12 protein-coding genes are annotated in these 12,771 nt (G+C 39.8%); 4 read left to right on the forward strand and 8 right to left on the reverse strand.

Features of this window, described 5'->3' with window-relative positions; genetic code table 11:
- Window positions 1–33: 33 nt before the first annotated feature.
- From pgk to BLS35_RS13485, 4 genes are read right to left on the reverse strand one after another with little or no spacing between them, the layout of a single operon-like run.
- Window positions 34–1,227, reverse strand: coding sequence for a phosphoglycerate kinase (gene pgk / locus BLS35_RS13470; RefSeq protein ID WP_090781801.1), 1,194 nt, complete (start codon window positions 1,225–1,227; stop codon window positions 34–36).
- Between the two features lie 40 nt (window positions 1,228–1,267).
- Window positions 1,268–1,699 carry a GNAT family N-acetyltransferase gene (locus tag BLS35_RS13475; RefSeq protein WP_090781804.1) on the reverse strand — a complete coding sequence of 144 codons (432 nt, stop codon included), beginning with the start codon at window positions 1,697–1,699 and terminating at the stop codon, window positions 1,268–1,270.
- On the reverse strand, window positions 1,692–2,687 hold the full coding sequence (gap, locus tag BLS35_RS13480; RefSeq protein WP_090781808.1) for a type I glyceraldehyde-3-phosphate dehydrogenase: 996 nt from the start codon (window positions 2,685–2,687) through the stop codon (window positions 1,692–1,694). The genes BLS35_RS13475 and gap overlap by 8 nt, the downstream gene beginning before the upstream one ends.
- 56 nt (window positions 2,688–2,743) lie before the next feature.
- The gene (locus BLS35_RS13485; protein WP_090781810.1) at window positions 2,744–3,349 is read right to left on the reverse strand and encodes a DUF1269 domain-containing protein; all 606 of its coding nucleotides are present in this window, start codon (window positions 3,347–3,349) and stop codon (window positions 2,744–2,746) included.
- Window positions 3,350–3,486: 137 nt separating this feature from the next.
- Between BLS35_RS13485 and xrtY the strand changes: the two genes are divergently transcribed.
- The gene (gene xrtY, locus BLS35_RS13490) at window positions 3,487–3,993 is read left to right on the forward strand and encodes an exosortase Y (RefSeq protein WP_090781812.1); all 507 of its coding nucleotides are present in this window, start codon (window positions 3,487–3,489) and stop codon (window positions 3,991–3,993) included.
- Window positions 3,994–4,007: 14 nt separating this feature from the next.
- Here the strand turns inward: xrtY and BLS35_RS13495 are convergent, their stop codons facing one another.
- Window positions 4,008–5,588 carry a M1 family metallopeptidase gene (locus tag BLS35_RS13495; protein WP_090781814.1) on the reverse strand — a complete coding sequence of 527 codons (1,581 nt, stop codon included), beginning with the start codon at window positions 5,586–5,588 and terminating at the stop codon, window positions 4,008–4,010.
- Window positions 5,589–5,696: 108 nt separating this feature from the next.
- On the opposite strand from BLS35_RS13495, the gene BLS35_RS13500 reads away from it, so the two are divergent.
- Window positions 5,697–5,891: a hypothetical protein gene (locus tag BLS35_RS13500; RefSeq protein ID WP_090781816.1), complete on the forward strand. Its 195-nt coding sequence runs from the start codon at window positions 5,697–5,699 to the stop codon at window positions 5,889–5,891.
- Between the two features lies 1 nt (window position 5,892).
- Here BLS35_RS13500 and BLS35_RS13505 read toward each other — a convergent pair whose 3' ends face one another.
- The 3 genes from BLS35_RS13505 to BLS35_RS13515 all read right to left on the reverse strand — a co-directional run bounded on the left by BLS35_RS13505 (window position 5,893) and on the right by BLS35_RS13515 (window position 11,027).
- The gene (locus tag BLS35_RS13505) at window positions 5,893–7,803 is read right to left on the reverse strand and encodes an AAA domain-containing protein (protein ID WP_090781818.1); all 1,911 of its coding nucleotides are present in this window, start codon (window positions 7,801–7,803) and stop codon (window positions 5,893–5,895) included.
- A gap of 21 nt (window positions 7,804–7,824) precedes the next feature.
- On the reverse strand, window positions 7,825–10,629 hold the full coding sequence (locus tag BLS35_RS13510) for an FAD-binding and (Fe-S)-binding domain-containing protein (RefSeq protein ID WP_090781820.1): 2,805 nt from the start codon (window positions 10,627–10,629) through the stop codon (window positions 7,825–7,827).
- Window positions 10,630–10,730: 101 nt separating this feature from the next.
- Complete coding sequence (locus BLS35_RS13515) at window positions 10,731–11,027, reverse strand: hypothetical protein (protein ID WP_090781822.1); 297 nt, start codon at window positions 11,025–11,027, stop codon at window positions 10,731–10,733.
- Window positions 11,028–11,291: 264 nt separating this feature from the next.
- Here BLS35_RS13515 and BLS35_RS13520 point away from each other — a divergent pair, with 264 nt between their 5' ends.
- Window positions 11,292–11,528, forward strand: coding sequence for a hypothetical protein (locus BLS35_RS13520; protein ID WP_090781823.1), 237 nt, complete (start codon window positions 11,292–11,294; stop codon window positions 11,526–11,528).
- 71 nt (window positions 11,529–11,599) lie between these two features.
- Window positions 11,600–12,769, forward strand: coding sequence for an HlyD family secretion protein (locus BLS35_RS13525; protein ID WP_090781826.1), 1,170 nt, complete (start codon window positions 11,600–11,602; stop codon window positions 12,767–12,769).
- Window positions 12,770–12,771 lie beyond the last annotated feature (2 nt).

Raw genomic sequence — 12,771 nt, forward strand, 5'->3', positions numbered from 1 at the left:
CGAAACGCCTGTCCTAAAAAAGGTTCTTATTACTTAATCATTAATCGCCTTAACACCAGGCAATTCCTTTCCTTCCATATATTCCAACAATGCACCACCACCTGTAGATACATAACTTACTTTATCTTCTAAATTGAATTTAGCAATCGCCGCAGCCGAATCACCACCACCAATTAAAGAAAAAGCACCATTTTTCTGTGTTGCAGCTACCACAGCATCCGCGACAGCACGTGTACCTTGCTCAAAATTGGCCATTTCAAATACACCCATTGGGCCATTCCACAATAATGTTTTAGAGTTAGAAATCACTTCAGAAAACAAAGCAATTGTTTTTGGACCAATATCTAAGCCCATCCAGTCAGCAGGAATCTGTCCAGTATCTACCGTACCCTTACTCGCTTCATTATCAAACTTATCAGCGATAACCGTATCTAAAGGCAAATACAAATTAACACCTTTAGCTTTAGCTTTCTCTAACAACTCCAAACACAAAGCCATTCTATCGGCTTCTAATAGCGAAGTTCCGATTTCACCACCTTGAGCCTTTGCAAAAGTATAAGCCATACCACCACCAATAATCAAGTTATCTACCTTATCCAACAAACTCTCAATCAGTAAAATTTTGTCTGACACTTTCGCGCCACCCATAATTGCAGTAAAAGGCTTAGCAGCACCTACATTTACTTTTTCAGCATTCTTCAATTCTTCCGCCATTAAATAACCAAAGTATTTTTCAGTTGGGAAAAACTCAGCAACAATAGCTGTCGACGCATGCGCACGGTGCGCTGTTCCGAAAGCATCATTTACATATACATCACCTAACTTTGCTAATTTCCCAGCAAAGTCACGATCTCCTTTTTCTTCTTCTTTATGAAAACGTAAATTCTCTAAAAGCAATACCTCACCAGGCATTAGATTCCTTGCCTTTTCTACTGCTTCAGTGCCAATACAATCGTCGGCAAACTTCACTTGCAAATCAAGCATTCTCGAAAGATCACCTAAAATATGCTTTAAAGAGTTTTTATCATCTGGTCCACCTTTAGGTCTACCCAAATGAGACATTAAAATTACCGCGCCACCATCATTCAATATTTTTTGAATAGTTGGCAATGCCGCACGCATCCTTTTATCATCAGTAATATTAAAATCACTATCAAAAGGAACGTTAAAATCTACTCTAACTAAAGCCTTCTTGTCTTTAAAATTGCATTGATCTATTGTTTTCATTTTAAATCTTTTGTTTTGTATTAGGATTGGTTCGCGTTTGTTATGAGATAGTTTTAATCATATTAAAATGAGGACCTATCTCTGGCACCTCATATTCCTCCGAAATCACCTCAAAACCCAGTTTTTTATAAAAACCAAGGGCAGAACTCCGCGCATGACACCAAATATAAGAAGCATTAGCAGATCTCAGCTCATTAATTGCAAATTTTATAAGATCCGAGCCACAACCCTTTCCAGAAAAAGCAGGATCCGTCGCCATACCGCGCAATCTAAAGCCTCCAGTACCCTTTCCTTCACAATCCTCAGGGAAAAAAGTAGCTATCGATGCCAATTTATCCCCCACAAAACAACCCAAATGAAAATTTCCCTTAGTTTCATCCGTCGGAAAAACACATTTATCCAGTCCAGCATTATTCCGCAAGACAAGATTTCTCAAATCAAGCGTTTCTGCCGTTGTAATATATTTAATCATGATGTTTTGCTATTTTTTGAACCAAATCAACCAACCTGGCAGAATAACCTGATTCATTGTCGTACCAACCCACCACTTTTACCAGATCACCAACAATAGAAGTCAACTGCGCATCAAATATGCAAGAATGCGGATTATCCAAAATATCGACCGAAACAATCGGGTCTTCGGTATACTCCACAATCGCACTTAATTCATTCTCAGAAGCCTTTTTAAAAGCAGCATTAATCTCCTCTTTGGTCGTTGGTAACTTCAAAATACAAGTAAAATCAGTTAATGACCCATTCAATACCGGCACTCTGATTCCAGCCCCCCCCAATTTACCTTCCAAATGCGGAAATATATTGGTGATGGCCTTAGCAGCTCCCGTACTTGTAGGAATAATAGAAGCAGAAGCTGCACGAGCTCTTCTTAAATCTTTATGAGGTGAATCATGAAGGTTCTGATCACCGGTCATAGAATGAACCGTTGTAATGTATCCGTCCAGAATCCCCCAATTGTCGTCCAATATTTTCACCATTGGTGCGACATTATTGGTTGTACAGGATGCGTTTGACAGGATAGGCGAACTCAAATCTATTTCAGCATCATTCACACCCAGCACCACCATCGGCACTTCTTTATCAGCTGATGGCGCAGATATCAATACCTGTTTTGCTCCAGCTTTCAAATGGAGTTCAGCACCAGTCTTCGTGGTAAATTTACCCGTCGACTCCAAAACAAGGTCAATTCCTAAGGCAGCCCAAGGCAAATCTTCAGGTTTCTTTATATTATATACCAGGATTTTCTTTCCATTAATGATCAAACCATCATCCTCAAAGCTTACCTTTCCTTTAAATCCCCTGTGAACGGTATCGTATTTAAAAAGGTGAGCTAACGTAGCTGGATCGCCAAGATCATTTATGGCTACAACATTGATGTTTCTCTCTATTGCCCCGCGTAAAAAAACACGTCCAATTCTTCCAAAACCATTAATCGCTAATTTCATTTGCTCGTATAAATATGAGCGCAAAAGTACCTATATTCTTTAATGTAGTGGTAGTTTTATGTTTTTTTAACCTCTGTCAACCGCTTTTTCTGACTTTTTACCCGTTGCTCAATTCTCTTCTGTTTTTCTTCATCAGATACTACTCCAGTCTGCTCAGCACTATTTATCCAGGCCTCGTACTGTTTCGCTTGATAATCAGCATCAAACACCTTATCGTGCACTTCATAACGAGTAATCAAGGTGGCTATAGGCTCCAAAACTGTATCAACCGGTGTTCTCCAATCCTCCCAAACATGGGCAATTAGCAATGACTTCCCATTTGGGATTTGCTTAGATATCACATCCAGGTACTCAGACCTGTCTTCCGCCCTTAGCGTCTCCCCGGCAGAGCCAGCAATCATTCCCCCAGCTACACCCACAATAAAACCCAAAGGTCCTGCCAAAAGCCCAATCAAGCCTCCAATTAGAGCTCCCCCCGCCACTCCAGAACCCGCAGCCTTATCCGTTGCTGATTTAATTGAAGTTTCACCTGTCTTACTCTTAGTTAGCAAGTACGATTCTCCTAAAGATAAATCATGAATCAAATCCAATTCCTGTAAAGCCTTTAAGCCCGTAAATGCATCTGCCTCATTGTCAAATATCGCTTGAATTATCTTTTCCATAAGTTTTGTCTATCTATTACCATATAAGACAAATGGAAAGGAACTTTGTTTTAGCTAAACAAAGCCTTAAGAATTTTTTAATCCACTTATAAAAATAAACTTTACTAAAAAACAATGTGCTAAAAGCGAGAAAACATATGCAAGATGGAGCCCGTTTTTCAATAAGTTTCCTGATCCTATTCCTGACCTTCTATGGTTTTAACATAGCGTACATTGGAATCACAAGCCCCGGTGGGCTATACTTTTCATTTTTAGATCAACATTTGAATTATATTGAACTATGGCGTAACCTATACATTGCTGCAGCAGCAAAAATATTAGAGCTCATGGGTTATGTTGTTTACACGACCGACGTCAGTTTAAAAGTTCAGGGACATTCGGGGTTCAGACTAGTCTACTCCTGTCTTGGTTATGGAATCATAAGCTGCTTCTCAGCCTTTGCCCTTTCTTTTCCAAAATCACTCCGCTCACGACTAAAATTTCTATTCATCGGATTAAGCCTAATTTTAACACTCAATTTATGCCGTTTGATACTGCTCTCCCTATTTTACAATCCACAGATTACCTTCAACCATCATGAGATTTTCAATACTGGCTTGTACGCTGCAATTATACTGATGAGCTATAAATGGGTCAATTCTTAAAGTATTATCAGCGATTATTGAAACTTTCCTTCTTTCTTGAGCAATTCAAAATACTTATCCAAATTAATCCCAAGCGATTGCTCAAATGCAGCTTTTAAATCTTCTGGCTGTGGATGTTTCCCTTTCCACAGGTTAAAATAAAGCTTAAAAGCATTATCCATCTTTTCTCGCCCTACACCATCTTCAAGGATATACAACCACAAAGCTGTCTTTAAATAAGAAGCCTCGCTATACTGATCAGAGGAGGCAAATTTATCTGAAGGAATATCAATAGCTGAGGCCATAGGTGCTCCGCTCAAAGCGCCATAAATCGCAGCCAAAAACTCCTTAACTGGCAATGCCTGAACTTCGACAGGAATGGCGTCCCCAAATACAGAATTAGCTCGGTACTTCTCCGCTTCATATCTAAACTGAAAATATGTATTCAATCCTTCATCCTGCCAGGCATGTTGTCGCTCGTTACTACCCAACATACTCATAAACCAATTGTGACCAACCTCATGCGCAATCACGCCATCCAAAGATTCCTTCTTAGCATCAGGACTGGTGATCAGTGTAATCGTTGGATATTCCATCCCGCCACTCGAATTGTTTTTAGGTCCTTCCACCACCTGCACCACAGGATATTCATATTCCCCAATCCATCTACTATAACGTTTAACCGCATCCTTTGCATAATCAATGCTATAATTCCACAAAGTGCTGTCCTTATTGTGATAATAGGTAAAAGCATCTACCACTTTTCCAGACTCTAGTTTTAAGGTATCATATTGAATCACAAAGTCCTTATCCGCAAACCAGGCAAAATCAGGAACATTATTAATCTTGTAATTCAGTTTTTTAACGCCATTTTTATTCTTTGCAACATAAAGCGTCGGCTTAGCATTGCGGTCAGCGACATTCTTAGCACCCACTTGTTTATAAGCAGCCAACTCATCCGCATTTTGCAAAGTCCCTGTTGCCCCCACTACATAATCAGCAGGCACCGTAATATTTACATTAAAAGAAGCATAATCACTATAAAACTCTCCCATATCCAAATAAGGGAACTCATGCCAGCCATTCTTATCAAACACTGCTGGTTTTGGATACCACTGACAAACCATAAATTCAGCATCTGCAAAACCAGATCTGGAGAAATACGAAGGCAGTTTCACTTTAAAATCAGTAGTAATACTCACAGAATCACCAGGCTTTAAAGCAGTAGGCAACTTCAGTTTAATCACATCAATATATTGTGGATTTGGATGTGCTTCGGTAGTTGCAACCTTCCCATTCACCTTAAAATTCAAACCTTCTATACTCCCATAAGTATACTTTTCCAGCTTTGCAGCTCTGGTAGTATCATTTTTCAGCTGATGAAACAATGCCGTATTCTCATTCTTATAGGCATTTGGCCAGATATGAAACCAGATAAAATTAAGACTAGAAGGCGAATTGTTTTTATACACAATTGTTTCAAAGCCTTTTAATGATTTATCCTGATCATTTAACGCTACATCTATTTTGTAACTCACATGCTGCTGCCAGTATTTTTCTTGTGCAAATACTATAGAGCTAAAAAAAATAAGAACTATGGTTAGGCCTCTCTTCATCAGTAAATGTTGTTTTTGCTCGAAAGATAATAATTTTTATCCTAGATTTTTCAAAACCTATTGTGCCCCCCCAATGTTTATCAAGAGAACCCTGTAAAACATACGGTCATGAAAACCTCTAAAAAAGAAAACGCAAACCTCCTTAAAAAACATAACCATCCAGATGGATTGGATAAGTGGAATGAGCGTTTAGACCGCAATCTCGAAAGTGAAAGAGAAGGCAATTCATCAGCAGATGAAAACGCGAGGGACTACTCAGAAAAATATGGAAGTGGAGACCAATCGGACGAAGATTCCGACTAAACTAATCCATATCCGCAAATTCCCATGCACTTTGATAAGCATCTATTTGCTCTGCATAAGTAATAAAATCGGCATAAAAAGGTAACCTCGATAAGGTTGCGCTATCTCCAATTACAACCAACTTTTTCCTCGCTCTGGTCATAGCCACATTCATCCTACGAATATCTGACAAGAAGCCTATCGCTCCCTCATCGTTGCTTCTGGTCATACCAATATAAACGATATCCCGTTCCTGACCCTGAAAACTATCAATGGTATTCACTGAAATTTTACTAGCGTATTCCTGCAAAGCAGAATGATTGATCAACAAATCCTTTAACACATGAATTTGTTGTTTATATGGTGAGATTACAGCTACAGTAGGGAAATTCTCAATAGTATAAACAGCACTTAGCTGGGTAAACAACTGGGACAAATGCTTCAATAAAAACACAGCCTCTTCCGGATTATAGGTACTGGTACCTTCTGTTTTCTCCTCAAATCCACAACCGGCAGTATCAATAAAAGCCAATGGAGCATCCCCCTCAAATAGCAAATGACTCGCTACCGAACCGTGGGCTTTTAACTTCCCTTGATAAAATACAGAAGAGGAATAATTCATGATCTTCTCGTTCATCCGGTATTGTTCTTCCAGCAAAGTAACAGCCTCTGGATGCAAGGCGACACATTTTTCCAGTAAAGTGGTACTTAACCCAGCTCTAGCAGCCTCATTAGATTTTATCGTAGGTGATAACTGACAGTGATCACCGGCCAATATCAATTTTTGCGCTTTCAAAATTGGAATCCAACAAGCTGGTTCTAAAGCTTGTCCGGCCTCGTCAATTACGACCGTATCAAATTTACGGTCTATAACTGTGTAATGACTGGCACCAACCAATGTTGCAGTTATCACCTGTGCTTTATCTAACAAGTCGTCCATGATATATTGCTCCGTATTAGCAACAGCTTTCATGATCTTATGCGCCTCATCAAAAAGTGCTTTACGTTGTTCCTTCTCCGCTCTCCCAAAATTCCTTTTGTACTTATGAGCCATATTTTTGTACTCCGCAGCCTGCTTTTTCAAGTCTTTAACCTCTTTTATAGTGCCATGGTTAGCCATTTTGCTATCTAAAGTTAAAGAAAACAGTTTTTCAGAAACCCTTGCAGGATTTCCAATGCGCAGTACATTCAAACCCTCATCAGCCAGCTTTTCAGTCAATAAATCTACAGCGGTATTGCTTGGCGCTACCACTAAAATCTGTCTGCCCTTATCTTTAATTAATGCCTTAATAGCCTGTACAAGCGTAGTAGTCTTACCAGTACCTGGCGGACCATGCACAATCGCCAATTGCTCTGCAGCAACAATACGGTTTACCGCCAATTGCTGTACGGCATTCAACTTAGCAATTGGGTAATGAAAAATATCTGTCGAAAAAGAAGGCGTATCTGCTCCGGTCAACACTTTTATCAAATGATGATCATCGCCCTGCTCATTCCGGGAGGAAGCCCGTTTAACCGCCCCTTGCATCTCATCATAACTATGATCATCAAAGAGCACATCGATACCCAATTTACCATCTCTAGCCCAATCAGGTAGCTCATCCGTACGTAAAGTAATTTTTAAGCGGCTTCCACCCTGATAAGCGATTACCCCCTCAACACGATCATTTTTAGGATCATGGTTAGAGAATAATACAGCTGGCATGCCAAACCGCAATTGGTGATTCAGATCTTGATGTGTGGTACGCTCTACCTCAACCGTCAAGTAATCACCCCTACTCATTTCCGATCCTCTGATCGCAATAGGGTACCAGGTTAAACCATTTGCTCTGCGTTCCGCAACAGAAAGTGTTTCCTTTTGCTTTGTATAAGCACGTAAATCTTCTTCCCGCTCAATTTTAAGCAGATCAAGCAGTTTTTTAAAATAAGGCATGCGCAAAGATAGCCATCCTATTTACAAACACTCGTCAACCAAATATAATATTGATTCGTAATTTTTACTTACAGCATCAGACATGGCCATTTCACAAGTCTTGGCGGTAGAATAGTATCCAGCGTATTCAGCACCTTTCACCTCAGCAGCTTCCGGTGCAGTAGCCGCAGCAGTAAGCTCTGGAAAAAGAAAGCCCCTATCTCCTGCCATTCCACAACAACCGGCCATCAATGGCACTTCTACTTCATGAGCAAACCGGTCTGCGATCTGAAATAACTTTCCTTCCAATCCCATTTTCTTTAAGGTACAAACAGGGTGCAAAACAATACTATCTTTTTTGTGTACCTCTTTCAGCTTAGGCAATACAAGATCATGTAAATAATCTATACTGTCGATGATGCTCATCTGGTCAAAATAAGCTTTGTTTTCATCAGAAAGCACCGTGCGACAATGCTGTAAAGTATGCGTGCAAGAGCTTACATCAAGCACTATTGGTAGTCTTCCCCCTTCAGTCCATTTCCAAAGCTTCCTGATCGTTTCATTAGAAGTATAAACGTAAGCCGCTTGGTAACCTTTAGAGGAGAATAGCTGTCCACAACATGTACTGTTAATATCATCTGGGACAACAATTTCAATTCCCACCTTAGCCGAAACACTCATAAAAGTTTGCGGCACACTTTTCTTATTGTCCTTGGCACCCCCCATCATCCGGTTGATACAAGTAGGAAAATAAATCACAGAGCCATTACGATTCCCTTCAATTTTACCTTTTGTAGGTTGCAGCTGATTACTCCATAAAGGAACAGCAGGGATCAACTTTTTCAAACCACCCGTAATATTCCTCATGGTCGATTCACCAAAAATCCTATTCATACCATCACCTGCTTTTACAGCAAGGCCTACGGTAAAGGCTGTTGCGCCAAAGTGCTTCGCAACAGTCAAAGCCAGGCTATTAGCAGTTTGGCTATGGTTCTCCCGTCTTAAACGTTTCACCAGATCACCAGTATTGATATCTACCGGACAAGCCGTAGCGCATAAACCGTCAACCGCACAGGTATCCAATCCATCGTATTGGTATTCGCTAACCAGCTGATCAAAATCTTGTTTATTGCCTTTAGCTTTTAACCCGGCAAGCTCCCTTCGCACCACAATCCTTTGTCTGGGCGTAAGCGTAATGTTACGACTTGGACATTTATGTTCACAATAACCACATTCAATACATTTATCAACCTCCTGCTCTACCGTAGGCAATGGCTTTAAATTGGCAATGTGAGCTTTTTTATCTTCATTAATGATAACTCCAGGGTTTAGCAAATTTTGTGGATCAATCACAGCTTTCAGCTGCTTCATGATCTGATAAGCCTCGCCACCCCACTCCGTTTCAATAAAAGGAGCCATGTTACGACCTGTACCATGCTCCGCTTTTAAAGTCCCATCATAAGTTTCTACCACAAGCTTAACTACCTCTTGCAAAAACAAATCATAACGCTCAATTTCGGCAGCAGTATGAAAAGCCTGTGTTACCACAAAGTGGATATTTCCATCCTTAGCATGGCCAAAAATAATGGCCTCATGGTATGCGTACTTTTTAAACAACTGTTGAAGGTCAAGAATCGCATCCCCCAATTTTGCTACCGGAAAAGCTATATCTTCCAGTATAACCGTGGTACCACTGGCCCTTACTGCACCAACAGCGGGAAACATTCCTTTCCTTAGTTTCCAGAAAAAAGCTTGTTCTTTTACATCTTCAGTAAATAAAGGCGCTTCAAGCATAGATAAAGAAGAAGCGGAAGCGAGAAATACATTTTTCTTAGCATGCAAATCCTCCAAGCTATTGGCTTGAAATTCGACCAACAAAGCTGCAGCTGTTTCCGGCAAAGTTTTTAACCTTTCCGGCACCCCTTTTAAACTATCTATCGACCTTAGCGAGGCCCTGTCCATCAGTTCAACCGCCTCTGCACCCGAAACTGTCAAAGGAATAATTGCCTGGCAGGCTGCATAAATATCTGGGAAATATAAAAAAGCCGTGGTTTTATATGGATAATCTGGAACGGTTGCCATTACCGCCTCGGCAATAAAGCCAAGCGTTCCTTCTGCGCCAATTAAAAGATGAGCCAATACATCCAGCGGATGTTGATGATCAATAAAGGCATTTAATGAATAACCAACCGTATTTTTAGTCTCATACTTTCTGCGAATCAGATCGTAAAGTGCAGGATTGCCTTTAAGTTGGTCTTGCATCCCCCTTATTGCCTCATAAATATGTTGGCATTCCTTTTCAAACCGATCATAATCGGCTACTTTTTCTGTGGTAAAGGTTTTACCATCAGGTAAAATGAAACGGATATGTTTGGTAGTGTGGTAAGAATTTAATTTCACCCCACAGCACATCCCGCTCGAATTGTTGGAAAGGATTCCGCCCATCATGGCGGCATCAATGCTAGATGGATCAGGTCCGATCTTTCTTTTATATCGTTTTAAATGCCCATTTACCACACTTCCAGTAATTCCAGGCTGCACCCTTACCAGGTCTCCATTCTCTTCAATCGCTACTTTATTCCAGTATTGACTTAAATCTACAAGGATTCCATCGGTTATAGCCTGACCAGAAAGACTAGTTCCGCCTGTTCTAAATGTTAAAGGCACCCGATGTTGATGTGAAAACCTAAACAGCCCAATAATCTCTGATTCAGCAATAGGCTGCACTACAGCTTTAGGCCGTAAATAGTAAAATCCTGCATCCGATGCATAAGCAACCAGATCTATCAATCGTACTTTAATACGAGCTTTCGGTAAAATATCCTCTAAAAGTTTCCCTATTTCCATTAAAAAAAATGCTTGTCAGGCAAACGTCTCCATTCCGAATACCTGCTGCTAAACAAAGAAACCATTAAAAAATCACAAATTCCAGTATTTTCTTATCGATTTTAATAGGCTGCGACTAAGTTAAGCACCTCAATGGTTGGCTCAACCTCCAGTCCACTTGCGTCCCTTTGTTCCTGAAAATCCCTGAATGAATCCATTTCAAGAAAAGTTTGTTGGGCTACCTCATCAGTATATAGCGAAAGATGTGTGAATGTCTTCCCATCCTCACCCAGGTAAATACTGTAACGGATACCATTGTTATTCATTCTTTTCAAGTCATTTATAAACACCCCGATATTCTCCTTGTTTTTAGCCACAAATGATGCTTTTACAGTATAAGTTACTTTAACACTTTTCATATTTATCTTTTTAATGATCTATCTGAATACAAGACAAATCTCAATAAAAAAGTGTGACAAAACACGACAAAAATCAGTTACCTTATTCATTAATCCTCTAGTGGCAAGTGAATTAAATGAACAAACTGAATAAACTCCTGAACATCCAGCTTTATTAATTTCGTTTTTATGTTGGCCAACATAGGCGTATCCTGAAAAGCCTGATACGAGTAAGGGAAAAAATAAAAACATAGGATCACATCATTCCTAAAAACAATTTAAACTATGAAAAAATTAGATTTGAACAATCTTGGTGTTCAGGAAATGAACACAATTGAAATGACAAAAGTAGAAGGCGGCGGTCTGTTAAGCGGACTTGGCATTCTTAATGGATTAGGTTTGGGTAATTTAACAGGTGCATTAGCTCCAGTTACCGGTGCTGCAAACAGTGTATTAAATGACACTTTTGCATTCCTTAACAAACAATTAAGAACTGTTTTAGGATCGTTAGGCGGTTTATAGAACACGAAAAATTAATAAATAGCCGTTAACTAACCCTCCCAGTTAACGGCTATTTTAATATAACCTCTTACATGTCCCTATCAACTTACTCCCCAGAAACCATTTCCAGCACGTCCCTTGTTTATCGCTCCAAAATCAATAAGTCTACCCAAATTATTTACCTGGTAACCGTATTTACCATTCTACTTACTTTTGTAGCCTTACCTCTTATTAAAATACCTATTAGTGTAAAAAGCAATGGACTTCTCCAATCCTCTATTGAGAAAACAGAACTTACCGTCCCTGCAAATGGGCGTTTGATAAAACTCCAATTAGCTGACAACAAAAAAGTTAAGCAGGGAGAAACTTTAATGGTCATAGATCCAACACTCGCTAAACAACAAGGCAGCATCGTACAAAACCGACAGGGCCAAACTGCAGCCTTTTTACAAGATATCCGCATATTGCTGGTGTATATCAATCGCAATGGCTTCAGCTATCCACCATTACAAACCGGACAATATACTGCTTCATGGCAGCAATTTGCGCAGGAACTGGAAAATGCACGCATCGCTAAAAATCAAGCCGAAAACACATACGAACGCTACAACAAACTTTTCCAAAATAAAGCCATTACCGAATCAGAATATGAACGCTACAAATTCGAATTCGCACAATCGAGATCGGCTTACAAAATGATCATCAACCGCTATAAAACTCAATGGCAGACAGAAGCAAATACCCTTCGTACCGAACTACAACAACTAAGCGGACAACAGGTCGAATTAAATGAGCAAAAGAAACAATACATTTTAAAAGCACCAATTGATGGCTCGATACAAAATCTAACAGGACTTCAGGTAGGCGCTTATGTATTTGCAAATCAAAAGATAGGCGAAATATCCCCAAACGCTGCTATAACCGCATTTTGTTATGTTAGACCTGCCGATATAGGGCTGATAAAAAAAGGACAGGACGTCCGCTTCCAGGTGGACGCTTTTAACTATAATCAATGGGGACTGGCGACTGGTAAGGTACTATACATATCGGATGATATTATTGTCATCGACAACCAACCCGTATTTAAAGTTAGATGCGATTTCACAAAAGGCTATCTGGAATTAAAGAACGGCTACAAAGGGTATTTAAAAAAAGGCATGACCTTTACCGCCCGTTTTACCGTTGCGGAACGCAGTTTATACCAATTGCTGTACGATAAAGTAGATGATTGGGTGAATCCAAATGTTACCGGAAAGATATAAAA

This window comes from Pedobacter sp. ok626 (assembly GCF_900100435.1).
GTDB lineage: Bacteria > Bacteroidota > Bacteroidia > Sphingobacteriales > Sphingobacteriaceae > Pedobacter.

Excerpts from the sequence above, each read along its gene's own strand:
- pgk (WP_090781801.1), bottom strand. The coding sequence starts at position 1,227 with ATGAAAACAATAGATCAATGCAATTTTAAAGACAAGAAGGCTTTAGTT.
- BLS35_RS13475 (WP_090781804.1), bottom strand. The coding sequence starts at position 1,699 with ATGATTAAATATATTACAACGGCAGAAACGCTTGATTTGAGAAATCTT.
- gap (WP_090781808.1), bottom strand. The coding sequence starts at position 2,687 with ATGAAATTAGCGATTAATGGTTTTGGAAGAATTGGACGTGTTTTTTTA.
- BLS35_RS13485 (WP_090781810.1), bottom strand. The coding sequence starts at position 3,349 with ATGGAAAAGATAATTCAAGCGATATTTGACAATGAGGCAGATGCATTT.
- xrtY (WP_090781812.1), top strand. The coding sequence starts at position 3,487 with ATGCAAGATGGAGCCCGTTTTTCAATAAGTTTCCTGATCCTATTCCTG.
- BLS35_RS13495 (WP_090781814.1), bottom strand. The coding sequence starts at position 5,588 with ATGAAGAGAGGCCTAACCATAGTTCTTATTTTTTTTAGCTCTATAGTA.
- BLS35_RS13500 (WP_090781816.1), top strand. The coding sequence starts at position 5,697 with ATGAAAACCTCTAAAAAAGAAAACGCAAACCTCCTTAAAAAACATAAC.
- BLS35_RS13505 (WP_090781818.1), bottom strand. The coding sequence starts at position 7,803 with ATGCCTTATTTTAAAAAACTGCTTGATCTGCTTAAAATTGAGCGGGAA.
- BLS35_RS13510 (WP_090781820.1), bottom strand. The coding sequence starts at position 10,629 with ATGGAAATAGGGAAACTTTTAGAGGATATTTTACCGAAAGCTCGTATT.
- BLS35_RS13515 (WP_090781822.1), bottom strand. The coding sequence starts at position 11,027 with ATGAAAAGTGTTAAAGTAACTTATACTGTAAAAGCATCATTTGTGGCT.
- BLS35_RS13520 (WP_090781823.1), top strand. The coding sequence starts at position 11,292 with ATGAAAAAATTAGATTTGAACAATCTTGGTGTTCAGGAAATGAACACA.
- BLS35_RS13525 (WP_090781826.1), top strand. The coding sequence starts at position 11,600 with ATGTCCCTATCAACTTACTCCCCAGAAACCATTTCCAGCACGTCCCTT.